This window comes from Pseudomonas sp. TWR3-1-1, assembly GCF_049896545.1.
GTDB classification, from domain to species: domain Bacteria; phylum Pseudomonadota; class Gammaproteobacteria; order Pseudomonadales; family Pseudomonadaceae; genus Aquipseudomonas; species Aquipseudomonas weihenstephanensis.
The window spans coordinates 90,834-115,692 of the sequence record NZ_JAFCUO010000002.1; the positions used below are offsets into that span (position 1 = coordinate 90,834).

24 protein-coding genes and 1 pseudogene are annotated in these 24,859 nt (G+C 60.7%); 11 read left to right on the plus strand and 14 right to left on the minus strand.

All coding sequences use genetic code 11. The features are described 5' to 3' along the window. Nucleotides 1-97: 97 nt before the first annotated feature. The 3 genes from ACP7A4_RS05920 (at nucleotide 98) to ACP7A4_RS05930 (ending at nucleotide 2,085) form a co-directional block, all read left to right on the plus strand. The gene (locus ACP7A4_RS05920; protein ID WP_426245979.1) at nucleotides 98-1,210 is read left to right on the plus strand and encodes a PepSY-associated TM helix domain-containing protein; all 1,113 of its coding nucleotides are present in this window, start codon (nucleotides 98-100) and stop codon (nucleotides 1,208-1,210) included. After that, nucleotides 1,207-1,383, plus strand: coding sequence for a hypothetical protein (locus ACP7A4_RS05925; protein ID WP_165599930.1), 177 nt, complete (start codon nucleotides 1,207-1,209; stop codon nucleotides 1,381-1,383). Before ACP7A4_RS05920 ends, ACP7A4_RS05925 begins: the two co-directional genes overlap by 4 nt. Before the next feature lie 75 nt (nucleotides 1,384-1,458). Continuing rightward, complete coding sequence (locus ACP7A4_RS05930) at nucleotides 1,459-2,085, plus strand: glutathione S-transferase family protein (RefSeq protein ID WP_426245981.1); 627 nt, start codon at nucleotides 1,459-1,461, stop codon at nucleotides 2,083-2,085. On the opposite strand, the gene ACP7A4_RS05935 is transcribed toward ACP7A4_RS05930, so the two are convergent. Beyond that, nucleotides 2,082-2,582, minus strand: coding sequence for an ATP-dependent zinc protease family protein (locus tag ACP7A4_RS05935; RefSeq protein ID WP_059765335.1), 501 nt, complete (start codon nucleotides 2,580-2,582; stop codon nucleotides 2,082-2,084). The two genes, ACP7A4_RS05930 and ACP7A4_RS05935, sit on opposite strands and share 4 nt — an antisense overlap. A 204-nt stretch (nucleotides 2,583-2,786) precedes the next feature. On the opposite strand from ACP7A4_RS05935, the gene ACP7A4_RS05940 reads away from it, so the two are divergent. Next, nucleotides 2,787-3,674 carry an acyltransferase gene (locus ACP7A4_RS05940; protein ID WP_048364185.1) on the plus strand — a complete coding sequence of 296 codons (888 nt, stop codon included), beginning with the start codon at nucleotides 2,787-2,789 and terminating at the stop codon, nucleotides 3,672-3,674. A 2-nt stretch (nucleotides 3,675-3,676) separates the two neighbouring features. On the opposite strand, the gene ACP7A4_RS05945 is transcribed toward ACP7A4_RS05940, so the two are convergent. Next, nucleotides 3,677-4,234: a DUF2780 domain-containing protein gene (locus ACP7A4_RS05945; RefSeq protein WP_426245984.1), complete on the minus strand. Its 558-nt coding sequence runs from the start codon at nucleotides 4,232-4,234 to the stop codon at nucleotides 3,677-3,679. Nucleotides 4,235-4,433: 199 nt separating this feature from the next. On the opposite strand from ACP7A4_RS05945, the gene ACP7A4_RS05950 reads away from it, so the two are divergent. From ACP7A4_RS05950 to ACP7A4_RS05960, 3 genes are all read left to right on the plus strand, one after another. Next, nucleotides 4,434-5,069: a sigma-70 family RNA polymerase sigma factor gene (locus tag ACP7A4_RS05950; protein ID WP_059766187.1), complete on the plus strand. Its 636-nt coding sequence runs from the start codon at nucleotides 4,434-4,436 to the stop codon at nucleotides 5,067-5,069. Continuing rightward, a complete protein-coding gene (locus ACP7A4_RS05955; protein ID WP_426245986.1) occupies nucleotides 5,066-5,740 on the plus strand; it encodes an anti-sigma factor in 675 nt (224 codons plus the stop codon). Before ACP7A4_RS05950 ends, ACP7A4_RS05955 begins: the two co-directional genes overlap by 4 nt. Before the next feature lie 94 nt (nucleotides 5,741-5,834). Next, nucleotides 5,835-6,344 carry an anti-sigma factor domain-containing protein gene (locus ACP7A4_RS05960; protein ID WP_203301945.1) on the plus strand — a complete coding sequence of 170 codons (510 nt, stop codon included), beginning with the start codon at nucleotides 5,835-5,837 and terminating at the stop codon, nucleotides 6,342-6,344. Between the two features lie 45 nt (nucleotides 6,345-6,389). On the opposite strand, the gene fdhA is transcribed toward ACP7A4_RS05960, so the two are convergent. From fdhA to ACP7A4_RS05990, 6 genes are all read right to left on the minus strand, one after another. Then, on the minus strand, nucleotides 6,390-7,586 hold the full coding sequence (gene fdhA / locus ACP7A4_RS05965) for a formaldehyde dehydrogenase, glutathione-independent (RefSeq protein WP_048364180.1): 1,197 nt from the start codon (nucleotides 7,584-7,586) through the stop codon (nucleotides 6,390-6,392). An 83-nt stretch (nucleotides 7,587-7,669) separates the two neighbouring features. Then, a complete protein-coding gene (gene purU, locus ACP7A4_RS05970) occupies nucleotides 7,670-8,527 on the minus strand; it encodes a formyltetrahydrofolate deformylase (protein WP_048364179.1) in 858 nt (285 codons plus the stop codon). Between the two features lie 83 nt (nucleotides 8,528-8,610). Continuing rightward, nucleotides 8,611-9,243 carry a sarcosine oxidase subunit gamma gene (locus ACP7A4_RS05975; RefSeq protein ID WP_203301946.1) on the minus strand — a complete coding sequence of 211 codons (633 nt, stop codon included), beginning with the start codon at nucleotides 9,241-9,243 and terminating at the stop codon, nucleotides 8,611-8,613. 53 nt (nucleotides 9,244-9,296) lie between these two features. After that, entirely contained in the window at nucleotides 9,297-12,314 is a 3,018-nt protein-coding gene (locus ACP7A4_RS05980; protein WP_426245990.1) for a sarcosine oxidase subunit alpha, read from the minus strand. Beyond that, nucleotides 12,311-12,643 carry a sarcosine oxidase subunit delta gene (locus ACP7A4_RS05985; RefSeq protein WP_059765347.1) on the minus strand — a complete coding sequence of 111 codons (333 nt, stop codon included), beginning with the start codon at nucleotides 12,641-12,643 and terminating at the stop codon, nucleotides 12,311-12,313. Before ACP7A4_RS05985 ends, ACP7A4_RS05980 begins: the two co-directional genes overlap by 4 nt. A gap of 14 nt (nucleotides 12,644-12,657) precedes the next feature. Then, the gene (locus ACP7A4_RS05990) at nucleotides 12,658-13,908 is read right to left on the minus strand and encodes a sarcosine oxidase subunit beta family protein (RefSeq protein WP_059765350.1); all 1,251 of its coding nucleotides are present in this window, start codon (nucleotides 13,906-13,908) and stop codon (nucleotides 12,658-12,660) included. Between the two features lie 233 nt (nucleotides 13,909-14,141). On the opposite strand from ACP7A4_RS05990, the gene ACP7A4_RS05995 reads away from it, so the two are divergent. Continuing rightward, nucleotides 14,142-15,182 carry a threonine aldolase family protein gene (locus tag ACP7A4_RS05995; RefSeq protein ID WP_059765352.1) on the plus strand — a complete coding sequence of 347 codons (1,041 nt, stop codon included), beginning with the start codon at nucleotides 14,142-14,144 and terminating at the stop codon, nucleotides 15,180-15,182. A 53-nt stretch (nucleotides 15,183-15,235) separates the two neighbouring features. Here the strand turns inward: ACP7A4_RS05995 and ACP7A4_RS06000 are convergent, their stop codons facing one another. Both ACP7A4_RS06000 and ACP7A4_RS06005 read right to left on the minus strand, forming a co-directional pair. Further along, nucleotides 15,236-15,538, minus strand: coding sequence for a cell division protein ZapA (locus ACP7A4_RS06000; protein WP_048364173.1), 303 nt, complete (start codon nucleotides 15,536-15,538; stop codon nucleotides 15,236-15,238). Further along, nucleotides 15,535-15,765, minus strand: a complete 231-nt coding sequence (locus tag ACP7A4_RS06005) for a hypothetical protein (RefSeq protein WP_048364172.1) — start codon at nucleotides 15,763-15,765, stop codon at nucleotides 15,535-15,537. The genes ACP7A4_RS06000 and ACP7A4_RS06005 overlap by 4 nt, the downstream gene beginning before the upstream one ends. A gap of 294 nt (nucleotides 15,766-16,059) precedes the next feature. Between ACP7A4_RS06005 and ACP7A4_RS06010 the strand changes: the two are divergent. Both ACP7A4_RS06010 and ACP7A4_RS06015 read left to right on the plus strand, forming a co-directional pair. Then, a pseudogene (locus ACP7A4_RS06010) lies at nucleotides 16,060-16,815 on the plus strand (MCP four helix bundle domain-containing protein); the annotation flags it as partial. Further along, entirely contained in the window at nucleotides 16,807-17,670 is an 864-nt protein-coding gene (locus ACP7A4_RS06015) for a methyl-accepting chemotaxis protein (protein WP_426246391.1), read from the plus strand. The pseudogene ACP7A4_RS06010 and the gene ACP7A4_RS06015, both read left to right, overlap by 9 nt. A gap of 65 nt (nucleotides 17,671-17,735) precedes the next feature. Here the strand turns inward: ACP7A4_RS06015 and gbcB are convergent, their stop codons facing one another. Next, the gene (gene gbcB, locus ACP7A4_RS06020; RefSeq protein WP_059765356.1) at nucleotides 17,736-18,836 is read right to left on the minus strand and encodes a glycine-betaine demethylase subunit GbcB; all 1,101 of its coding nucleotides are present in this window, start codon (nucleotides 18,834-18,836) and stop codon (nucleotides 17,736-17,738) included. Between the two features lie 269 nt (nucleotides 18,837-19,105). On the opposite strand from gbcB, the gene gbcA reads away from it, so the two are divergent. Next, the gene (gene gbcA / locus ACP7A4_RS06025) at nucleotides 19,106-20,398 is read left to right on the plus strand and encodes a glycine-betaine demethylase subunit GbcA (protein WP_203301949.1); all 1,293 of its coding nucleotides are present in this window, start codon (nucleotides 19,106-19,108) and stop codon (nucleotides 20,396-20,398) included. A 449-nt stretch (nucleotides 20,399-20,847) separates the two neighbouring features. Here gbcA and ACP7A4_RS06030 read toward each other — a convergent pair whose 3' ends face one another. The 3 genes from ACP7A4_RS06030 to dgcB form a co-directional block, all read right to left on the minus strand. Further along, nucleotides 20,848-21,618, minus strand: coding sequence for an electron transfer flavoprotein subunit beta (locus ACP7A4_RS06030; RefSeq protein ID WP_426245994.1), 771 nt, complete (start codon nucleotides 21,616-21,618; stop codon nucleotides 20,848-20,850). Nucleotides 21,619-21,691: 73 nt separating this feature from the next. Next, a complete protein-coding gene (locus ACP7A4_RS06035; RefSeq protein WP_426245996.1) occupies nucleotides 21,692-22,903 on the minus strand; it encodes an electron transfer flavoprotein subunit alpha/FixB family protein in 1,212 nt (403 codons plus the stop codon). Further along, nucleotides 22,900-24,843, minus strand: a complete 1,944-nt coding sequence (gene dgcB, locus ACP7A4_RS06040; RefSeq protein ID WP_426245998.1) for a dimethylglycine demethylation protein DgcB — start codon at nucleotides 24,841-24,843, stop codon at nucleotides 22,900-22,902. Before dgcB ends, ACP7A4_RS06035 begins: the two co-directional genes overlap by 4 nt. Nucleotides 24,844-24,859: the final 16 nt, after the last annotated feature.

Below are 24,859 nucleotides of genomic sequence, written 5' to 3' on the forward strand. Positions count from 1 at the left end.
TGCCAGTTAAACCTGGCACTCAGGTTTTACGAGCGCTTCGCAATCGAACGCAGCCTTCGGCAGCGGCTACGACATGTCGCGTCATTTTTGGAATGTCATGAAAAGCAAAACCATCCGCCGCTGGTCTTTTATTCATACCTGGACCAGCCTGATTTGCACCGCGTTTTTGCTGTTGCTGGCATTGACCGGTTTGCCGTTGATTTTTCACCATGAAATCGATCACTTGCTCGGTGACAGCCCCCAGCTTCGGGAGATGCCCGCCGACACGCCACGCCTGAACCTGCAACAACTGGTCAAGGCCGCCGAGGCCCACAGGCCGGGTGAGGTGATGCAGTACTTTGGCAGTGAAGACGACGAGCCAAACGCGGTGATCGCCATCATGGCCGCCACCGCAGGCACCGAACCCAACTCGTCGCACACGTTCATGCTCGACGCCCGTACCGGCGAGGCGCTGGAGATGCCGTCGGCCAATGGCGGCATCATGATGGTGATGCTGCGCCTGCATGTGGACATGTTCGCCGGGCTGCCCGGCAAACTGCTGCTGGCGTTCATGGGTATTTTGTTCGTGCTGGCAATCATCTCGGGCGCGGTGCTGTACCTGCCCTTTATGCGCCGCCAGACCTTCGCCACGGTGCGCACCGACAAGTCCACCCGCCTGCGCTGGCTCGACCTGCATAACCTGATCGGTGTCGTTACGCTTACCTGGGCGTTGGTGGTGGGTGTCACCGGCGTCATCAGCGCCTGTGCCGATTTGATCATCGCCGCGTGGCGCACCGACAGCCTCACCGCCATGGTCGAGCCGTATCGCAACGCACCGCCGCTGACGCACCTGGCGCCTGCCAATCGCCTGCTGGACATCGCCGCCGACGCCGCCCCTGGCATGCGCCCGGACTTCATCGCATTCCCCGGTACACGTTTTTCCAGCGAGCATCATTACGCGGTGTTCATGAAGGGCAGTACGCACCTGACCTCCCATTTGCTGACGCCGGTGTTGATCGACGCCAGCACCCTTGAGGTCACGGCCGTAGGCAGCCGGCCGTGGTACATGGATGCGATGGGCATGTCGCAACCGCTGCACTTCGGCGACTACGGTGGCATGCCGATGAAAATTCTGTGGGCGGCCCTCGACCTGTTGACTATCGTCGTGCTCGGCAGCGGTCTGTACCTGTGGTGGGTACGGCGCAAAGCCGCAAAGGAGGCCACGCGATGAAACCGCGTCAATCCAATTTCTGGAAAGTGTTTTCCATCCCGCTGGCCATCGGTTTGCTCAGCGCGATGGGATTATTCAGCGCGCTGCTCGATGACGGCGCCTGGGATGTATTGAGCTGGATCGGCCTGGGAGTACCGGTGTGGATTTGCGCGCGTGGTCTGCTCAAGCGCTGAATCGCGCGCCGTTTTTTGGCGCGCCGCTCTGTCAGTGTCTAGGCTAATTCGATCCACCCTTGTCGAGTCAGCACCATGTCCCTACCGAGCATGACCCTGTTCAACAACCCGGCCTCGCCCTTTGGCCGCAAAGTCCTGGTGATGCTGCACGAGACCGGCCAGCAGAATCGCGTCACCCTGCATCCGGTCACGCTCACACCCACCGCCCCCGATGCGGCGCTCAACTGCGCCAACCCGCTGGGCAAACTGCCCGCACTGCAATTGGCAGACGGCTCGGTGATTCACGACAGCCGGGTGATCCTCGACTACCTCGATCAACAACACGTCGGGAACCCGCTGATCCCGGCCATCGGTGCGGCGCGCTGGCGGCGTTTGACGCTGGCGTCCACTGCGGACGGGATCATGGATGCGGCCGTACTGATGCGTTATGAGCACGGCTTGCGCCCCGTTGAAAAACAGTGGGACGACTGGTTCAACGCGCAGGCTGACAAAATCCATCGGGCGCTGGCAGCCCTTGAGCAGGACGCCATCGCCGAACTGGCCAGCCACTTCGATATTGCGGCCATCAGTCTGGCCTGCGCATTGGGTTATCTCGACCTGCGCCTGCCCCAATTCGACTGGCGCACGCCTAATGCGCAGTTAAGCGCGTGGTACGCCGAGGTCAGCAAGCGCCCTTCGATGCAGGCCACGCGGCCTGCTTAGCAGTCCGGTTTGTCGGCGGTATAGCGACGAGCCGGGTTGACCGCCGCTCCAAACTCTCGCAGCGCCTTGGCGCCAATCAACAGCGGGTAGTTGAAGCTGCTGCGGTCCGTCAGGTTGACCTCGACCGTGCGTTTGACATCACCCAGGCACATTTCCAGGTCGACCACCGGGCGCTTGGCGCTTACCGGTTCGTCCTTGTCTTCATCTTCGTCGGCGCGACTTTTGATTTTGCTGATGCGCGCCACTTTGTGCTCGTACACCTTGCTGCTCGCGCCTTTGGTTGCGAGCACAAAGCGCACCCACTCTTCACCGTCACGGGTGAACAACTCGATGTTTTTGGCCGACAACGAAGCAGTCAGGGCGCCGGTGTCCATTTTGGCCTGAAGGGTTTCACCGATCTCCGGCAGCTTGATGTATTCATAACGCCCGTACAGCGTCGGCTCTGCGGCCATCACCGGCAAGGCCAATACGGACAGCAAGGCAAGAACGGATTTCATGAGACAGCTTCCTTTTGAGGGGGGCAGTGTTCACGCCATCGGTGGGCGCGAGCGGGGGCATGCGCTTCAGACAGCCCGGTAGGTCATAGAGTTGCGTGGCGTCAGGTTAACCCAACCGGTGTGAAACATTTGTCAGCACACCGATTTGGCGTTATGCGGTGCGCTGCTTATCATTGGCAATCCTTAAACGTTCAAGAGTTGCTTATGCGCCGCCTGCTCACCGGCTGTTTGGTCACCTTATTGTTACTGTGCAACACCTTAATCCTGTTCGGCCCGTTGATGCTGTTTGCCGTGTTCAAACTGCTGTCATCAGGCCGCCTGCGCGACCTCAACTCGCGGGCAGTGATGTGGATCGCCGAGACGTGGTCCGAGATCGACAAACGCATTTTCGCGCTGTGCCTGCCTACGCAATGGGACATTCGCGGCGCCGAAGGCTTGAGCCGCGATACCTCGTATCTGGTGATCAGCAACCACCAGTCGTGGGTGGACATCCCGGCGCTGATGCAGGGGCTGAACCGGCGCACGCCGTTCTTCAAATTCTTCCTCAAGAAAGAGCTGATCTGGGTGCCGTTTCTGGGCCTGGCGTGGTGGGCGCTCGACTACCCCTTCATGAAGCGCTATTCCAAAGCGTTTTTGGCCAAGCACCCGGAACTCAAAGGCCAGGACCTGAAAATCACCCAGGCGGCCTGCGAGCTGTTCAAGCGCCAGCCGGTCACAGTGGTGAACTATTTGGAAGGCACCCGTTTCACCCCGGCCAAAAGCGCCCTGCAACACTCGCCCTACACCTACTTGCTCAAACCCAAGGCGGGCGGCGTGGCGTTTGTGCTGGCGGCGATGGGTGAACAACTGGATGCCGTGCTGGATGTGACCGTGGTGTATCCACAGGCCAGGATTCCGGGATTCTGGGAGTTGATCAGCGGGCAGGTGCCCAAGGTGATTGTCGACATTCAGACCCGCGAGCTGGATCCGGCGTTGTGGCAGGGTGATTACGAGAACGACCCGGTGTTTCGTGAGCAGATCCAGAGCTGGGTCAACCAGCTCTGGATCAAGAAAGACCAGCGCATCAGCACTTTGCGTGCCGAGCGCGGCTAACGTTAAACGCCCCAGGCGCTGCCCAGTTTGCTCAGCAGCGAAGTGCTGACGTTCTGACCTTTGAAGTAGTCCAGCAGCACCGGTGCAAACTTGGCCACCATGCCGTCTTGCATGCCCAGCGCAGTGAAGGCGGCATTCAATTGATCGGTGTTGGCAACGTTGCTGACGGCGCTGGTTGCTGTTTCGGATACGCCCTCAGATTTACCCAGCAAACCGCCAAGCTGGCTCAACTGACCCAGCGCGCCGGCACCGGCCAATTTGTTAACCCCCGGCACTTGCTTGGCCAGTTCGCTGTAGTCGGAGCCGCTCAGCTGGTTTTTCGCAAGGCTCAGCATTGCACCCACGCCACCGGCCGCTTGCTCTGGCTTGACGCCCAGTTCATTGACTTTGCTCAGCATCTGTACCGCTTGCACTGATTTGTCAGTGGAGGCGCCATTGCTATTTGCGCCTTGCACCTGGGCCGCGACGTTCGCCACATCACCCAGGCTGAAACCCGCAAACACAGGGCTTGCCGCCACAGTCATCAATGTTGCCAGTGCTACGCCGCTCAACTTTTTCATCAATTCAACCTCTAGAACCTAAAAAACCGCTCGCCAGCAGGGAGCAGCAAAACTGTGGTTTTGACTCAAAACAATGGCCGTTGTTCCCAAGTGCCACTATCGAATCGACCGGGCGCCAATCTTAGTGGAAAAAAAACCCGAATGTCCTGCATCCAATTGATGCGCGATGTACGTATATCAAGGCAGTGAGGACTCAGCCATGAATGGAACAACCGTACATCGTGGACTACGCTCAGGCATCAATTGGCTCAATGCCTCAGCCTCAATGGACGGGAGAACGGTTATCAGCCTCGCCGACGCCGATCATCTGCAACAGTTATTGGCCCAATGTTCGCTGGGCAACCGCCGCGCCTTTGAAAGCCTTTATCGCACTGTCGCCCCGCGCTTGCATGCGGTGGCGCTGCGTTGCATGAGCGGGCGGCATGATCTGGCCGAAGACGTGCTGCAAGAGAGCTTTGTGCGCATCTGGCATAACGCTTCACGCTACGAAGCGCACCTGTCGGCGCCGCTGACGTGGATGACCCACATCACCCGCAACCTGGCCATCGACCAACTGCGCAAACACCGTGAACTGCCGTTAAGCGACCCGCAACAGGCGGCGCTGGCCGATGACAGCCCCGACGCCCATACGCAGCTGGACAGCAACCGTGAGGCCCATGCACTCAATCACTGCATCGAGCAACTGGATGCCATGCAGCGCCAATCCATCACCATTGCTTATTTCCATGGGCTTAGTTGCAGCGAGCTGGCCGATCAGTTGCACGCGCCGCTGGGCTCGGTCAAATCCTGGATTCGCCGGGGCATGGAACGCCTGCGCAGGTGCCTCGAAGCATGAATTATCAAACGCCAAGCCTGCGCCGCGCGCTCGCAGCCGATTACGCCATCGGCTTGATGCCGCCCCTGGCGCGCAGACGCTTCGAACACTTGCTGCTGGAAGATGCGGCTCTGCGCGCTGAACTCGGCCGCTGGCACACTCACCTGATGAGCCTGAGCCAGCCACTGACCGAACACCCGGTGCCCGAGCAAGTGTGGCAGGCCATCGTGGCGCGCATCGAGCCGCAAAAGCTCCACGTTCCGCAAAAACGCCCGTTCTGGAACAGGCTGCGACTCAGCGCTGCTCTCTGTACCCTGGTCATAGCCCTGGGCGTGGGCGTGCTCTATACCCGCGACAACGTGCAGTACAACGCCACCCTGCTCAGCGGTACGGCGCAGCCGGGCCTGCGGATCGAAGCCCATGCCGATTACCTGCGGGTACAACCGCTGCAATTGGCCGCCATCGAACCTGGGCGCAGCCTGGAGCTGTGGGCGCTCCCGGTGGAGGGCAAACCGGTGTCGCTGGGGCTGATCCCGACCGGGGGCGAGGGAATGATCGGGCTGAGCGACAGTCAGCAACAATTGCTCAAGGCATCTGTGGTGCTGGCCGTCAGCCTGGAGCCACGCGCAGGGTCGCCGACCGGGCAGCCGACCGGGCCGGTGCTTTACCAAGGCCCACTGGCAGCACTCTAGTCGCCGTCGTGACCTGTCAGTTCTGACAGCTAGGCACCTGTCACAAACCGCTGGATGCTAAGCGCTCAGCCGGCTTGTTTCACAGGACTTTTACATGTCGACCGCGCCTCGCCTCACGCTGTACCACAACCCCTACTACAGCTCGTTGCGACAGGGAGCCACGCCTGCAAACGCCGCAAAAAAGACCGCATGGCGGCGTATGTCTGTCTGGGTTTATGCCAGCCTGCTGATCGGGGTGTTGGCGCTGATCGTGATCTGGCAAAACGAGCGCCTTCAACGCCAGGTCATGTTGTTGGACGCCAATGCCCGACCCGTGATCCGCGTCGACATTTACAACGACTACCTGAAGATGTATCCCCAGCAAGCCATCATGACCGCCAAAAGCAGCGATCTGGAGCTGTGGGCTTTGCAAGACAATGCCAGCCCGGTGTCTCTGGGGCTGATCTCACCCCAGACCGAGGACTGGGCAGGCATCAACTTCGTGCAGCAAAAAAGCCTCAAAGGGGCGCGCCAACTCGCTATTACCCTGGAACAACGCGGCGGCGCCAAACATGGCCAGCCGCAGGGCCCAACGTTGTACATCAGCACGCCACTGCGCGAATGAGCCGTAACAGCGAGCACGCTCACTGTTGCGACTCAGTGTTGCGCTCTAGGCGCTGAACAGGCGGTGCGGGTCAATCACAAACTTCTTCGGCACCCCGGCATCAAACTCGCCGTAGCCACGCGGCGCGTCATCCAGGCTGATGACCTCAACCCCCACAATGTCGGCAATTTTAATGCGGTCCCACATGATGGCCTGCATCAGTTGGCGGTTGTATTTCATGACCGGGGTCTGGCCGGTATGGAAGCTGTGGGATTTGGCCCAGCCCAAGCCAAAGCGAATGCTCAGGCTGCCCTTCTTCGCTGCGGCGTCTACGGCGCCCGGATCTTCAGTGACATACAGCCCCGGAATACCGATTTTGCCCGCCACCCGCACCACGCCCATCAATGAGTTGAGCACCGTGGCCGGGGCTTCGTGTTTGGCGCCGTCATGCCCGTGGCCACGGGCCTCAAAACCTACGGCGTCTACCGCGCAATCCACTTCGGGTTCGCCCAGCAGCTCAGCGATTTGCTCATGCAGCGGCGTGTCTTTGGACAGGTCGGCAATCTCAAAACCTTGCGCCTTGGCATGCGCCAGTCGAATCGGGTTCACATCCCCGACAATCACCACGGCGGCACCCAGCAAACGCGCCGACGCGGCCGCCGCCAGCCCAACTGGACCTGCGCCTGCAATGTAGACCGTGCTGCCGGGGCCAACACCCGCTGTGACAGCGCCGTGGTAACCGGTGGGCAGAATGTCCGACAGGCAAGTCAGGTCGCGGATTTTTTCCATCGCCGCGTCGCGATTTGGCAACTTGAGCAGGTTGAAATCGGCATACGGCACCAATACATATTCAGCCTGACCGCCCACCCAATCGCCCATGTCCACGTAACCATATGCGCCGCCGGGACGGGCCGGGTTGACGGTCAGGCACACACCCGTGTTCTGCTCCTTGCAACTGCGGCAACGTCCGCACGCTACGTTGAACGGCACCGAGACCAAATCACCGACCTTGAGATGTTCCACATCGCGCCCGGCTTCGATCACCTCGCCGGTGATCTCATGGCCCAGTACCAGACCGGTTTGCGCCGTGGTGCGCCCGCGCACCATGTGCTGGTCAGAGCCGCAGATATTGGTCGACACCACCCGCAGAATCACGCCGTGGTGAATCGCTTTGCCTTGAGGGTTTTGCATCTTGGGAAAAGGAATGGATTGCACCTGGACCTGTCCATTGCCCAAATACACCACGCCGCGATTGTCAGCCATCGAGTTCACCCTTGTTGTTATTGAGAGGGGTGATCGGCCAGCCGCAAGCCGATCTTCTTGCAGCTTAGTTGGCGAAGCGGCGCCTACAGCACCACCGTACGACCTCCATTTAGGAAAACGCGCCGCTCAATGTGATAGCCCACGCCCCGGGCCAGTGTTTGCGCCTCGATATCGCGACCTTTGGCGATCAGGTCTTCGGGGTAATGACTGTGGTCTACCGCTTCCACGCCTTGAGCGATGATCGGGCCTTCGTCGAGGTCGTTGTTGATGTAATGCGCGGTGGCGCCGACCAGTTTCACCCCCTTCTCATAGGCTTGGTGATAGGGCTTGGCGCCCTTGAAACCCGGCAGCAACGAGTGGTGAATATTGATCGCCTTGCCATCGAGCTTGCGGCACAGCTGGGGTGACAGCACTTGCATATAGCGGGCAAGGATCACCAGTTCGGCGCCGGTGTCCTCGATCACCTGCCAGACCCTGGCCTCTTGGGCGAGTTTGTCGTTCGGATCGAGGGCGAAATGGTGGTATGCAATGCCGTGCCAGCGCGCCAGCGGCTCCAGGTCGGGGTGATTAGAGACCACGGCCACGACGTCCATCGACAACTGGCCGATGCGCTGGCGATACAGCAAGTCGTTCAGGCAGTGGTCAGACTTGGACACCATGATCAGCACTTTGGGCCGGTAATGCGGGGGGATGAGTTCGGACACCATGTTAAACGCATGACCACGTTCGGCGAGGCCCGCACGAAAAGCGTGTTCATCGAAGCCGTCAGGTTGGCGGAATTCGACGCGGATGAAAAAACGCCCGGAGCGTTGATCGTCGAAGGAATGGTGCTCGGTGACGTAGCACTGATGCTCAAACAGGTGGCGTGTGACTGCATCGACGGTGCCGAGCCTGCTGGGGCAATCGGCAGTGAGAATCCAGGTATCCGGGGCGCGGCTCATGCAGGTTTCCTTGTGGGGGTCAGGTGAAAAAGCAAAACCCCCTCTTCCTCCGGGAGAGGGTTGGGGTGAGGGCCAGCCGTCACTCAGGTCTCAACCCTCAACCCATATTCAGCCGCCGCATCTTGCAACCATAGCCACCAATACTGCGAGAAGCTGCGCCGAATCAGCAGCTCCCACGTGTCTTGCGCGGTATGACGAATCACCAGCTGCGACTTGGCAAACACCGTGCCCACCGCCTTGCCCACCGGGAAGTTGTCGGGGTGCACGTCGTAGCTGGTCGACTTCATCAGTACCTCACGCACCTTCGGCCCGCTCAGCTCCAGCAATTGCTGGCCGCCACTGACATTCACCACGCTGATGTGCAGCCCGGCCAACGCGTGGCGCAGGGCTGTTTCAAGCGCAAATTCCTGGCCGCCCGGCACGATCAGTAGCCATTCATCCGGCCCCATCCATTGCACTGACACCTCGCCCGCCACCGCCAGCGTTAGCGCCACCGGCAACTCAAGGCCCAGCACGTGATGCACCCCTTGGCTAAACGCCGGGTCTCGGGCGTCGCCACGCAAGGTCAGATGGCCCAGCAGTTTTTTCTCGCGCACGATCACGCCGGGTTGTTGCGCGCCCTGGCCGATCAGGCTGGCCAGGGTGCTGTGATGCAGTGATGACTCGGCTTTGGCCGCCGCGTCCGGGCGCTGCTGATATACGTTGGCTGTGGTCATGAACTCACCCGTTGCAAATGTTGTGGTTGGTCGCGCCTGCACACATCACACACTCAAATATTCTGCCGTTCGCCCTTGGGATCGAAAAACACCGAAGACACAATCTCGGCTTCGATCACGCGGCCATCCGCCAACGGCGCAAATACCCGCTCGCCCATGCGTTTGAGGCCACCTTTAACCACGCCCATCGCAAATGAATACCCCAGCGAGCCGCAGGTGTAGCTGGAAGTCACGTGGCCCACCATGCTCATCGGGATCGCCTGTTTGGGGTCCAACACCAGTTGCGCGCCTTCAGGCAGCCATTGCCTCGGGTCGACCGGTTTAAGCCCCACCAGTTGTTTGCGCTGTTCACGCACGCAGTCTTGGCGGTTCATGCCTCGCCAGCCAATCCACGAAAACGGTTTGGTGCGGCCCACGCACCACCCCATGTTCAGGTCATCGGGGGTCATGGAGCCGTCCGTGTCCTGGCCGACGATGATGAAGCCCTTCTCGGCCCGCAAGACGTGCATGGTTTCAGTCCCGTAAGGGGTCAGGTTGTAGGCTTTACCCGCCTCGACGATCTTCTCCAGCACGCCCATCGCGTAATCGGCCTGAATGTTGATTTCGTACGACAACTCTCCGGTGAACGAGATGCGGAACACCCGCGCAGGCACACCCCCGACCCGACCTTCTTTCCAGCTCAAAAACGGGAAGGCTTCACGGTCAAGATCAATGTCAGTCACCTCACTGAGCAACAGGCGGCTGTTGGGGCCAGACAAGGTCAGGGTCGCGTAGTGGTCTGTGACCGAGGTGAAATACACCTTGAGGTCCGGCCATTCGGTCTGTTGATAAATCTCCAGCCATTGCAGCACGCGCGCGGCGCCACCGGTGGTGGTGGTCATCAGGAAATGGTTATCGGCCAGGCACGCGGTCACGCCGTCGTCGAAGACCATGCCGTCTTCTTTGCACATCAGCCCGTAGCGCGCTTTGCCCACGTCCAGTTTGGTCCAGGCGTTGGTGTAGATACGGTTCAAAAATTCGCGCGCATCCGGGCCCTGAATGTCGATTTTGCCCAGCGTGGAGGCATCCAGAAGGCCCACGCTGTCTCGCACCGCCTGGCACTCGCGCTTGACGGCGGCATGCAGGTCTTCGCCACCGCGCGGGAAGTACCACGGGCGTTGCCACTGGCCGACGTCTTCAAATGCCGCGCCTTGCTTGACGTGCCAGGGGTGCAGTGCGGTGTAACGCACCGGCTCGAAAAGAGGGCCGCAATGACGCCCTGCCACGGCACCAAAGGTGACCGGTGTGTAGTTGGGCCGAAACATGGTGGTGCCCATCTGCGTGATGCTCACGTTCAGCGAGCGCGCAGCGATGGCCAGCCCGTTGACGTTGCCAAGCTTGCCCTGGTCGGTGCCAAACCCCAGCGCGGTGTAACGCTTGACGTGTTCCACCGACTCAAAGCCTTCACGGGTCGCCAGTTCGATGGCTGCCGCCGTGACGTCGTTTTGCAGGTCGACAAATTGTTTGGGCGCTCGCGCGGTGCCCTTTTCATGCGGCACCTGAAACAGCGCCAGCGTCGGTTCTTCGTAGTGTTTCAGCGCTTTGGGCAGCCCCCCTTCGACGGCTTTAAACCCGGCTTCGCTGGCCGCGCGCACGCCGCCTTCAAAACCGTCAGCCAGTGTGTCGCCGAGGCTGTAGACGCCATTGATACCGCCCACGCACACGCGCTTTTGCGGCGCTTCACCGGGCACAAACCCGAGGATATCTTCACGCCAGATCGGCCTGGCGCCCAAGTGCGAGGCCAAGTGCACCACCGGGCTGTAGCCGCCCGAGGTGGCAATCAGATCGCAGTCGAGCATCTCGCCGGGGCTGGTCACGCGGTGGGCTTTGAGGTCAATTGCCGCCACCCGCCCGCCGGTTACGCGCTTGCTGCCCCGGGCTTCGATCACCGCGCTACCGGTCAAAATGCGGATGCCTTTAGCCCGCGCCTCTTCGACCAGCGCACCGCGCGGGTTGCTGCGGGCATCGGCAATCGCGACCACTGGCAAACTGGCATCGAGCCAGTCCAGCGCCACACGGTAGGCATGATCGTTATTGGTGCTCAGCAGCAACGTACGGCCCGGCGCCACGCCGTAGCGACGCACATAAGTGGACACCGCCCCGGCAAGCATGTTGCCCGGTACATCGTTGTTGCCATACACCAACGGCCGCTCACAGGCGCCGGTGGCCAGCACCACGCGCTTGGCGCGCACCCGATGGATACGTTGACGCACCTGGCCGGCCGGCGCGCGGTCGCCCATGTGGTCGGTCAATCGTTCGTGAATCGTCACAAAGTTGTGGTCGTGATAGCCGTTGACCGTGGCACGCGGCAGCAACACCACGTTGGGCAATGCGTTGAGTTCGGCCAGCACGCTGGCAACCCAGGCCATCGCCGGCTTGCCGTCCAGGCTTTCGCGACTGTCGAGCAAACTGCCGCCGAACACTTGCTGCTCATCGGCCACGATCAGCCGGGCGCCGCTGCGCGCTGCCGCCAAGGCCGCCGCCAGCCCCGCAGGCCCGGCGCCGACGATCAGCACGTCGCAGTGGTGGTTCATGTAGTCATAAGTATCCGGGTCATTTTGCGTCGGCGAACGGCCCAAACCTGCCGCCTTGCGGATGTACTTTTCATACGTCATCCAGAACGACTTCGGATACATGAACGTTTTGTAGTAAAACCCCGGTGGCATCAACGTGCCACCGACTTTGCCCAAAATGCCCATCATGTCGGTGTTCACGTTGGGCCAGCCGTTGGTGCTGGTGGCCACCAGGCCCTGATACAGCGCCTGCTGCGTGGCGCGCACGTTGGGGATTTGCGTCGCCTCGGTGGCGCCGATTTGCAGCACCGCGTTCGGCTCTTCGGCGCCCGCAGCATAAATACCCCGTGGCCGCGAATATTTGAAGCTGCGCCCAATGATGTCGACACCGTTGGCCAACAGGGCGGCGGCCAGGCTGTCGCCTTCGTAACCGGAGTAGGGTTGGCCGTTGAAGGTAAAGGTCAGCACTTTGCTGCGATCCACACGGCCGCCATTGGCCAGGCGATGGGTCTGGCTCATACCTTTTCTCCCTGCACGCGGGTGGCAGTCGCGGTCGCCGGGGACCGCTGTTCAGTGAATTGCGGCGCGGTACCTATGGGGTAGGTTTCCAGTATTTCGTAGGTCACGGTATTGCGCGTGGCGTTGAAAAACTGACGGCAACCGGCCACGTGGTTCCACAGCTCGTGGTGCAGCCCGCGGGGGTTGTCACGAAAGAACAGGTAGTCGCCCCACTGCGCGTCGGTGCAGGCATCAGGGTCAAGCGGGCGAGGAATGTGCGCCTGACCGGCCGCGTGAAACTCCTCTTCCGAGCGCAGTTCGCCGCAATGAGGACAGAAGATATGCAGCATCGGTGTTTCTCCTGTTAGTGAGCGACCGCGGCGGCGCCGTGTTCGTCGATCAACGCGCCGTTGTGGAAACGTTCGAGGCAGAACGGCACCGCCAGCGGGTGCATTTCACCGGTGGCCAAACTGGCCGCAAACACATGGCCCGAGCCAGGCGTGGCCTTGAACCCGCCCGTCCCCCAGCCGCAGTTGAAGAACAAGTTAGGCACCGGCGTTTTGGAGATGATCGGGCAGGCGTCGGGGGTGGTGTCGACGATGCCGCCCCATTGACGGTTCATGCGCACACGGGACAACACCGGGAACATCTCAACAATCGCCTGAATCGTGTGCTCGATCACCGGGTACGAGCCGCGCTGGCCATAACCGACCCAGCCATCGATGCCCGCACCGATCACCAAGTCGCCCTTGTCGGACTGGCTGATGTAGCCGTGCACCGCGTTGGACATGATCACGCTGTCGATAATCGGTTTGATCGGCTCGGACACCAGCGCTTGCAGCGGGTGCGACTCAATCGGCAAGCGAAAGCCTGCCTGGCGCGCCATGTGCCCGGAGTTACCGGCGGTGACCACGCCCACGCGTTTGGCGCCAATAAAGCCCTTGCTGGTCTCGACGCCGATGCACACGCCGTTTTCCTTGCGAAAGCCCAGCACTTCGGTTTGCTGGATCAAGTCCACCCCCAGCGCATCGGCCGCCCGGGCAAAGCCCCAGGCCACCGCATCGTGGCGGGCCACACCGCCACGCCGCTGCACGGTGGCGCCCATCACCGGGTAACGGGTGTTTTTAGAGCAATCGAGGTAGGGGATTTCGTCTGCCACTTGTTGCGCGTTGAGCAATTCGCCGTCCACGCCGTTCAGGCGATTGGCGCTGACACGTCGCTCTGAGTCGCGCATGTCTTGCAGGGTGTGGCACAGGTTGTAAACGCCGCGCTGGGAGAACATGACGTTGTAGTTGAGGTCTTGGGACAAGCCTTCCCACAGCTTCATCGCGTGTTCGTACAAGTGCGCCGACTCGTCCCACAAATAGTTGGAGCGCACGATGGTGGTGTTGCGTGCGGTGTTACCCCCGCCCAACCAGCCTTTTTCAACCACCGCCACGTTGCAGATGCCGTGGACTTTGGCCAGGTAATACGCCGTGGCCAAACCATGCCCGCCGCCGCCGACAATCACCACGTCGTAGAGCTTTTTCGGCGTGGGCGTGCGCCACATCTTTTGCCAGTTTTCGTGGTGGCTGAGGGAGTGTTTGAACAGGCCGAAGCCTGAATAGCGTTGCATAGGCTGTACTCCCGGCGCCCGCGCGCCATGGTCGGTGAGGGCTTGCCCTTTAAGACCGATGGTAGAGCTGGCGCGGGGTGACCAAATGCCCAAGGACGCCACGCAAGGGTGCATTTACGACATGCACCCTCAAACAGTTCCTTGTAGGGTATTTCCGGGTTTTAAACCGCAACTGTGCACTCGCGGGTTTCTTGGCTAAAGTGCACGACAATCTTCGACCATGGAACCGGGAAATGACTGACAAGAGCCAACAATTCGCCAGCGACAACTACTCCGGTATCTGCCCCGAAGTCTGGTCTGCCATGGAAAAAGCCAACCACGGCCACCAACGCTCTTACGGCGATGACGAATGGACGCTGCGCGCAGCAGATGACTTTCGCAAACTGTTCGAAACCGACTGCGAGGTGTACTTCGCGTTCAATGGCACTGCCGCCAACTCGCTGGCCCTGTCATCACTGTGCCAGAGCTTTCACAGCGTGATCTGCTCCGAAACCGCCCACGTTGAAACCGACGAATGCGGCGCGCCCGAGTTTTTCTCCAACGGCTCAAAACTGCTGATCGCACGCACTGAAAACGGCAAGATCACCCCCGAGTCCATCCGCGAAATCGCCCTCAAGCGCAAAGACATCCACTACCCCAAGCCACGCGTGGTGACCATTACCCAGGCCACAGAAGTGGGCAGTGTCTACCGCCCCGAAGAAATCCGCGCCATCAGCGCCACCTGTAAAGAACTGGGCTTGCTGCTGCACATGGACGGCGCGCGTTTCTCCAACGCCTGCGCGTTCCTCGGTTGCTCGCCTGCCGAGCTGTCGTGGAAAGCCGGGGTCGATGTGCTGTGCTTTGGTGGCACTAAAAACGGCATGGCGGTGGGCGAAGCGATTCTGTTCTTCGATCACAACCTGGCTGTGGACTTTGACTACCGCTGCAAACAGGCCGGGCAACTGGCGTCGAAAATGCGCTTTCTGTCAGCGCCGTGGGTCGGCCTGCTGGAAAACGACGCCTGGCTTAAACACGCGCGCCACGCCAACCACTGCGCACAGCTGCTCAGCGAGCTGGTGAGTGACATTGCAGGGGTGGAGTTGATGTTCCCGGTAGAAGCCAACGGTGTGTTTTTGCAACTGTCGGAACCGGCTGTTGCCGCGCTGACCGCCAAGGGCTGGCGTTTCTACACCTTTATTGGCAAAGGTGGCGCACGGTTCATGTGCTCGTGGGACACCGACGAAGCCCGCGTACGGGAATTGGCAGCCGATATTCGCGAAGTCATGGCAGGCTAAGCCCCCCGTAGCCGCTGCCTCCAGGCTGCGGCTACGCAGAGCGTGGCGAATTCTCAGGACTGCCCGAGCGTTCGCTCTATCACATCGACCGTGGCGCTGACTTGCTCTTGATAACGGTCGAGTTCCTGCTTGTGGCTCAGTTGCAGTTCAATCTGTTGCGAACACAGATTCAATGCTGCCAGCACCAACAGCTTGTCCCCGATCAGGCTCGGGTACTTTCTTTTCGTTTCGGCCAGGGCGGCTTTCAACATGACTGTGGCGGCCATCAGGGTCTTTTGTTCCCCCTCCGGTGCCTTGATCGTGTAGTCGTTACCCAGAATCGAGACGACATTTACACCGTCTCTGTCCACGCTCATGCGTTGACAGGGCTCACGCTTACGCGCTCAACCAATGCCTGAATGCGGGCTGCGGTGGCGCCTTGCTTCTCTTCCTGTTCCATCAGGCTCAATTGCAGGCTTTCGTTTTCGTCTTTGGCCTGGGCCAGTTCGGCGCTCAGCTGCGTGTTGGTGTCCAGCAGCTCTTGCTTTTGCTGAACCAGGTCGCTGACCAGTTGTTCCAGTTTGCTAAGGGATGACTCAATCATGGGGAAGATCTCAAGCAGTTTCAGAGGGCGCGTACGATAAAGAAAAGTCACCTTCTAAGCTAGGGTTATTCAGGCCCAAAGGCCCGATTTAGCGCGGGGCGACCTTCCTTTGCCTCTTAAAGACTGTGCTTTGTGAACTAGGTTCCCGCCCCCGGTCGCCCAAGGCCTGTGTGCGACAAAATCGCACAGAGCATTCAAGACTTTAGTCTTATGACCGATAGGTCATATACACCCCGCATTGACGCCGCACGGATCGCGCCTCTCCCCCCAGGAAACATCATGTCTTTACGCAATATGAATATCGCCCCGCGCGCCTTTTTAGGGTTTGCGTTGATCGGCACACTGATGCTGATTCTGGGTGCAGGCGCACTCCTTCAAATGAGCCAAATCCGTTCTGCCGCCGAGGAGATCAGCACCAGCAGCGTGCCGAGCATTCAAAACCTGGACGAGTTCACTCAACTGGCCCTGCGCCTGCGGGTGTTGTCGTACCGCTTGCTGATTAACCGTGAGCCGGAAGTTCAGCAAAAAACCATGGAGTTGCTGGACCAGCGCAATCAGCAAATCCGCGCGGCCCAGAATGAGTACGAAAAGTACATCAGCGGTCCTGATGAACAAGCGGTATACGATCACTACCAAACGCTGATGAGCCAGTACCGCCAACTGGAAGACCGCATGCGCAGCTTGTCGCGCAACGGCGAAGTCGACAAATTGCGTGATTTGCTCAACACCGAGCTGTTGAACAACTCCGAAGCTATCAACAAAGAACTCAACGACCTGATGCGCATCAATGGTCAGCAGATCAGCGATGCCAATCAACACGCCAGCGACATGTACGCAGCGGCCATCAAACTGGTGGTGTTCCTGCTGCTCCTGGCCACCGCTCTGACCGTTCTGTGCGCGTTGCTGCTGACCCGCAGCATCACGCAACCTATCGCCCAGGCGCTGGAAGCCGCCGAAGCCATTGCTGAAGGCAACCTCACGCGTCCGATTAAAGTGGACGGCAGCGATGAAGCCGGGCGCTTGCTGCAAGCGATGGCCAAGATGCAAAGCAAGCTGCGCGACACTTTGCAGCGTATTTCGGGCTCGGCCACTCAACTGGCCTCGGCGGCGGAAGAGCTGAACTGCGTGACCGAAGAAAGCGCCAAAGGGCTGACCCAGCAAAACAACGAAATCGAACAGGCCGCCACCGCCGTCAACGAAATGACCAGCGCCGTGGAAGAAGTCGCGCGTAATGCCGTCAGCACCTCCGAAGCCTCGAAAAGTGCAACGGCGTCGGCCGGTGATGGTCGCGACCTGGTACTGGAAACCGTCAGCGCCATCGAACGCATGAGCGGCGATGTGCAAAGCACCGCCACCTTGATTGGTAACCTGGCGGCCGAGTCGCGGGACATCGGCAAAGTGCTGGATGTGATTCGCGGCCTGGCCGACCAAACCAACCTGCTGGCCCTGAACGCCGCCATCGAAGCCGCTCGCGCCGGTGAAGCGGGCCGTGGTTTTGCCGTGGTTGCTGACGAAGTACGCGCCCTGGCCCATCGTACTCAGCAGTCGACCAGCGAGATTGAACGCATGATCGGCAGCATTCAGGGCGGCACCGAACATGCCGTGGACTCGATGCGCAACAGCACTGAGCGCGCTGAATCGACGTTGAACATCGCCAAAGGCGCCGGGTTGGCGCTGGAGACCATCAACACCGCAATTGTGGAAATCAACGAACGCAACCTGGTAATCGCCAGCGCGGCCGAAGAGCAGGCGCAAGTGGCACGCGAAGTGGACCGCAACCTGGTCAACATCCGCGACTTGTCTGTGCAATCGGCGACCGGTGCCAGCCAGACCAGCTCCGCCAGCAATGAGCTGTCGCGTTTGGCCGTTGACCTGAACAGCATGGTTTCGCGGTTCAGCGTGTAAGGCCCAGTCCCTCAACCCAACTCTCTGCCATCGTGCGGGGGTTGGGGTGAGGGCAAACAGGCGCCCTAAAACTCAATCCGCACGTCGCCCTTGGGCACGCTGCAACACGACAAAATGTAGCCCTCTGCCACGTCCTCATCGGTTATCCCGCCGTTGTGCTCCATGTCCACCTCCCCGCCCAGCTTCAACACTTTGCAGGTCCCGCAGATGCCCATGCCGCAGGCTTTGGGAATCATCAGCCCCAGTTTGGCCGCCGCGGCATGCACGGTTTCTGCTGGCCCCACGCGAATGCTTTTGCCTGACGCGGTGAACTCCACCTGGTTCAAGTCCGCCACATCCAGTTGCGGCGCATCGGCGGCTTGTTCGGCTTGCTCCACGGCATCGGCCCGCACTTCAGGGGGTGTCGCGCCAAACGATTCTTCGTGGTAGCGGCTCATGTCGAAACCATTGGCTTGGAGCAGGCGCTTGACCGCGCTCATGTACGGCGTCGGCCCGCAACAAAACACCTCGCGCTCAAGAAAGTCGGGCGCCATCAGCTCCAGCATTTTGTGATTCAAATAGCCGCGATAGCCCGCCCACGGCTCGCCCAGCCCGTGCTTTTCGCAGATCAAGTGCAGGCTGAAGTTATCGATGCGTGAAGCCATGTGCTCCAGTTCACGGTGGTAAATGATGTCTTTGGGCGAGCGGGCACTGTGGATAAACACCATGTCGACATTGGCGTTGGTGTCGTAAAACCAGCGCGCCATCGACATCACGGGGGTAATGCCCACGCCGCCGCTGAGGTACAACACTTTGGGGCTGGGGGCGTCGATGGCATTGAACAGCCCGACCGGGCCGTGCACCGCCAGCTCCTGACCTTCGGCCAGGGTGTCATGCAACCAGTTCGACACGCGCCCGCCCGGCACGCGCTTGATGGTCACCGAAAAACTGTACGGCACCGAGGGCGCGCTGGAGATGGTGTACGAGCGCATCACTTGTTCGCCGTCGATCACAAGTTCCAGGGTCACAAACTGCCCCGGCTTGAAAAAGAACAGGATCGGCTGCTCGGCCATAAAGCAGAAGGTGCGCACGTCCCAGGTTTCCTGAATCACTTTCACGCAGCGAACGGTGTGACGACCGTTGGCCCACGTCTGGGTCGTGACCGGGTTCAGAAAGCTATTGGACATGCGCTTCTCCACGGCCGACTGCCAGCCTCTTACTGGCGATTCTGCGCACGGGCCGGGGCGGGCATTTATCTATTCACGACATTCACATGCTTATCGCGACCAGCCCCTGAAAACAGGCGCTCAGGCGTCGGGAACAGATGGGGCCATGTCGCCCGCAGATATGGCCTCGCAGCACTTGGAACGCACACTCAGCGTCAATGGCTTTACCTTGCGTCGCACCCTTGATCAGCCACTTGAAGGCCGTACCCCATGGCCATGAGGACTACACGATGGACGTCACCGCAACCTTGAGCCTGGGCGATCCACTGGAACCTGCACGCAAGGCCACCGCCCAGATGTTGCAGAACCGCGAGCGCACCTTTTCGTTGCCACAGCCGTTCTACAACGACGAACGGCTGTTCGCCATCGACCTGCAGGAAATCTTCCAGAAGGAGTGGCTGATTGCAGGCATGACCTGCGAGATACCCACCAAGGGCAACTTCATGACCCTGCAAGTGGGCAACAACCCGATCATCGTGATTCGCGGGGCAGAGGGGCAGGTGCATGCGTTTCATAACGTATGTCGCCATCGCGGCTCGCGGCTGTGCACCACGGCCAAAGGCAAAGTCGCCAAACTGGTGTGCCATTACCACCAGTGGACCTATGAACTGGACGGGCGACTGTTGTTCGCGGGCACTGAAATGGGTGCTGGTTTCGACATGACGCAGTACGGCCTCAAACCGGTGAACGTTAAAACCGCCGGCGGCTACGTGTTTATCAGCTTGGCCGAGCACCCACCGGCCATCGACGAGTTCCTCGCCACGCTGAACCACTACATGGAACCCTACGACATGGAAAACACCAAGGTGGCGATCCAGACCACCCTGGTGGAGAAAGCCAATTGGAAACTGGTGCTGGAAAACAACCGCGAGTGCTACCACTGCAACGCCTCGCACCCCGAGCTGTTGAAAACGTTGCTGGAGTGGGATGACGTCACCGACCCGCGTGCCGATCAGGGGTTCAAGGACCACGTTGCCGCCAGCGCGGCGGCGTGGGACGCCGAAAAAATCCCTTACGCGCACGCCAGTTTCGGCCTGCGCAACCGCATCGTGCGCATGCCGCTGCTCAAGGGCACCGTGTCGATGACCCTGGATGGCAAACAGGGCTGTGCAAAACTCATGGGGCGGATCAAAAACCCGGACCTGGGTTCGATGCGCATCCTGCACCTGCCGCACTCGTGGAACCACTGCATGGGCGACCACATCATCGTCTTCACGGTGTGGCCGATCAGCGCGCAAGAAACGCTGGTGAGCACCAAATGGCTGGTGCACAAAGACGCGGTAGAAGGCGTGGATTACGACGTGGAGCGCATGCGCAAGGTATGGGACGCCACCAACGATCAAGACCGTCGACTGGCCGAAGAAAACCAGCGCGGCATCAACTCCAGCGCCTACCAGCCGGGTCCGTACTCCACCACCTATGAATTCGGCGTGGTCAATTTTGTGGATTGGTACAGCGAAAGGTTGCTCAACAATTTGGGGGCAGCGCCTGCGCCCTACCTCAAAGGGGTGGTCGCGCAGTAGTGCGGACCTCGCCCTGACCGCCCCTGATCATTTTTTAACCAAAACCGTACAGAGCACGCAGTGAGTGGCTCGCAGCCACTCACGAACACGTTATCCACAGGCACACCCACAGCAATTGTGGGGAAGTGGATAATTCATCCCTGAAACGTCAATTGGTTGTTTTTCATACAATCAAGCCAAAGCCACGTTCTACGTGGCCTACAGCTAACCGCGAACATGTTATCCACATATCCGCCAACAGAGAATGTGTGCAACTTATGCACTGGCCCTTCGTGCTGTGGAAAAGCGGCGCAAAGCACTGGGTTTCAAGGCTTTAGTGACGCATCAGTGGATAACCACAGCATTTGATCGTTTTTTAGCCAAAAGCTTGAAAGGCCCGTTTTATATGGCGCTCAGCCGACAACGAACATGTTATCCACATAAGCGCTAACAGACTTTGTGGGCAACTCTCAGCGCAGCACACCCTCTTCAATCAGCAGGTTCAAAATAGCCTGTGCACTGTCCTCGGCGCTGATCCCTTGCAGCACCTGCCCTTGCCCGCCTGCCGCCTTGGCGGTAGCAGCTTTCATGCGCTCGGCGCCGCTTTTGGCTTTGATCACCTTAAGGCGCTTGGGCCTGGGTTTTGCCGGTTGCAAAACGGGCAATGTGGATAAGTCACCGTCCATTTCGTCAACCGCCTGAACGTCGACCGATCCGCGAGTGGCCGGGCCATACGCGCTTTGCCGTGCCTTGGGGGCCGCGTTATCCACCGTGGCCATGAACGGCAGGCGCACACTCAGCCGACGACGCTGGCCACGGGGTAACGCTTGCAGCACATGGGCCATGCCGTTGTGCACAGATTCAATTTGCGCCACGCCCACCAGGAGCGGCCAGCCCAGTTGCTCGGCCAACAGATACGGGAGCATGCCCGAGCCTTCACCGGTTTCGGCCTGGCTACCGGTCAGCACCAGTTGCACGCCAGCTGCGCGCAGGTACTCGCGCAAAACCGGCAACGCATCGGCGCCAGCGGGCTGTTCAAGGACGTGAAGCTCGTGCAGGCCCATGCCCAGATAGGCGCGCAAAGCCGGTTCCTGCGGGTCGCCTGCATGCAGCACATGCAGGTTGTCCCCAGCCAGTTGCAGGCCCATTTCGACCGCCCGGGCATCTTGTTCAGCCCGCCGGGGGCGACCCGAGGCAGGGTGGACACCGATTGAAACCAATACCACGGTGGGAATGCTCATCCACTCTTCTCCCAATCAAAAGCCCCTCACCCCAACCCTCTCCCACCGGGATGGCGTTGGGGTGAGGGCGTCATTAAGCTGCATCACGTTTAACACCCCGGCGCCACTTATCCACAGCCGCAATCAAGGCTTCAAGAACCGCCGCACTGTCACCCACCACCGACAAGTCCGCACGCTTAACCATGTCGCAGGCCGGGTCGAGGTTGATCGCCACCACCTTGTCGCACGCAGCAATCCCTTGCAGGTGCTGGATCGCGCCACTGATACCGACCGCCACGTAAACCCGCGCCGTGACCCACGTACCACTGGCGCCCACCTGCCGCTCACGGCCCATAAAACCGTCGTCCACCGCCACACGCGAGGCGCCTTCTGTTGCGCCCAACGCGAGCGCCGCCCTGTGGAAAAGCCCCCAGTCTTTCACCCCGTTGCCGCCGCTGAGGATAAAAGGCGCCTCGGCCATCACAATCGCGGACGGGTCGACCTCGACAGCGCCCATGTCTTCAATCCGCGCCAGGCACGCGGTAACGGCTGTGGATAACTCAACCGCTTGCACCTCATGCCGGGTTTCGCTCACAGGCTCGGCGCATTCGGCAGCGGCCAGAATCAGCCGGGGAAGGGCTTGCTCCACGTCGTGCAAGCCCGCACCCGCGCGCCCGATGCAGCGACCCTCGCGGATTTGCCACACCCGCGTGGCAGGCCGCTCGCCGACACGGGCGGCAAAACGCCGACCGCGCTCGGCACCCGCGTCCCGGCTGTCGGGGAACAACCAATGGCGCGGAGCAAATTGGTTATCCACAGCCCGTAGGGCCAGCATCTGGCGCTCCGGTGCATAACCGTGGTTGTCGAGCACCAACACGCGGTCAACCCCCGCCGTACTCAGCGTCGTGTCTTTGTGTTCACCCAACACCACCGCCAACACCGCGCCCTCGCTGCCTGCCAACTGGTGCGCCAACCCGAGCACATCACGGTCATGGCTGCTCAAACGACCGCCCACCATGTCCGGCACCACAGCGATGTAGAACGCAGGCGACGCCACCTGATGCAGCGGCAATTGCACCTCAGCGCAGGCTGTGCGCCCACGGGCGCCCCCTTGCTGCGCACCGCTGCGATCAATGCGTTTAAGGCCATTGGGGCCAATGAAACCGACACCGTGCACGTTTTTACGCAGGACACCGCTCGGCCCCATCCAACGCTGCAAAACGGGCTGCGAAGCACCATGCAGTGGGTGCAGGCGGTTGCGGGCAATCCACTCGGCACGCGGATCGCGGCGGATCAAGTCACTCATGCGATCACCTCAGGCGCTGCTCTTTTCAACGGTTTGAGACGGTTGGGTGCGTCAATCAAGGCATCCGCCACCAGCTCCGCGAGGTCTTTGACCAACGGCCGGGGTTCAACCACACCTTCAAGCATGGCGGTGCATTGCGGGCATCCGACAGCCACCCGCTCAGCGCCGGTTTCGCAGATGTCAGCCATGCGCATGTCAGGGATACGTTGCTTGCCGGGGATGTCGGTAATCGGCGCACCGCCACCGCCACCGCAACAACGGGAGCGCAACCCCGAGCGCTGCATCTCGATGACCTCAAGCCCCAGGGCGCGCAGCACCGACCGCGGCGCTTCATATTCGCCGTTGTAACGGCCCAGATAACACGGGTCGTGGTAGGTGACGCGGCCCCCGCTATCGGGCGCGAGGGTGAGTAATCCGGCCTCAATCAACTCGGCCATACAGGTGCTGTGATGCTGCACCCGGTAGTCACCACCAAAGGCTGGGTATTCGTTTTTCAACACATGCAAGCTGTGCGGGTCGCAGGTGACGATGCGTGTAAAGGTGTACTGCGCCAGCGTCTGAATGTTGCGCCTGGCCAGGGCCTGGAACGTTGCTTCATCACCCAGGCGGCGGGCCACATCGCCCGTGTCGCGCTCCTCCAGCCCCAACACGGCAAAATCGACCCCGGCCGCTTGCAGCACTTTGACAAAGGCGCGCAGGGTGCGTTGGTTGCGCATATCGAACGCGCCATCGCCGACCCAAAACAACACGTCCACCGACGGCTTGTCGCGCATCAGGTCCAGGTTCAGGTCGGCCGCCCAGTGCATGCGTCCACCGGGGGCGAAACCGCCGGGGTTGTCGGTGGCGATCAGGTTGTCCAGCACCTGCGCGCCGGTATTGGGCGTCGCGCCTTTTTCCAACGTGAGGAAGCGGCGCATGTCGACGATGGCGTCAACGTGTTCAATCATCATCGGGCATTCTTCGACACAGGCACGGCAGGTGGTACAGGCCCATAACGTATCAGCGTCAACCAGGCCATTGACGATGGGTTGATGCGCGTTGCCACCATGTTCGCCAAGCGGTTTGCCGGGGTAAGGGCTGCCAGCGAAGTGCGCATCGGTACCGCCTGCAAGCCCGACCACCATGTCCTGAATCAGTTTTTTCGGGTTTAACGGCTGGCCCGCCGCAAAGGCCGGGCACGCGGCTTCGCACTTGCCGCATTGCACGCAGGCGTCAAAGCCCAGCAGTTGGTTCCAGGTGAAGTCTTTGGGTTTTTCTACCCCCAGTGGCGCGCTGCGATCGCTCAGGTCCAGCGCTTTCAGACCGGTGCAACGCCCGCCGCCAAAGCGTTCGGGGCGGCGGTGCCAGGCCAGATGCAGCGCCCCTGCAAACGCATGTTTCATGGGGCCGCCCCACGTCATGCCGAAAAACAACTCAGCCACCCCCCAGGCCACGCCAACGCTTAACAGCGTGGCCAGCAGCCAGCCGCCAGTACCTTGCGGTAGCAGGCCTGCCACGGGCAGGGTCAGCATGAAAAAACTGGCGGCAAACACCAACAGGCTTTTGGGCAGGCGCATCCACGGGCCTTTTGACAGGCGACTGGGCGGGTTCACACGGCGCATGAACACACACACGGCGCCGATAAACATCAGCAGCGTGGCGCACAGCAAGGCATAGCCAAGGAGGCGCTGATGCACCCCCAGCCCGTGAACCAGAATCGCCAACAGCGCGGCCAGGACAAAGCCGCCAGCGGTAGCGACATGGGTGTTGGCCATGTATTTATCGCGCGCGACGACGTGGTGCAGGTCGACCATGTAGCGGCGGGGCATGGCCAGCAGGCCGCCGAGCAGGTCAACCTTGGCAGGGCGGCCCTGGCGCCACAGGCGCAGGCGGCGAAAGGCGCCGATGAGGGCCAGCCCCAGCGCGGCGAAGATCAGGACGGGAAGCAGAACGTTCAGCATGGATGGCTCCTGGCAA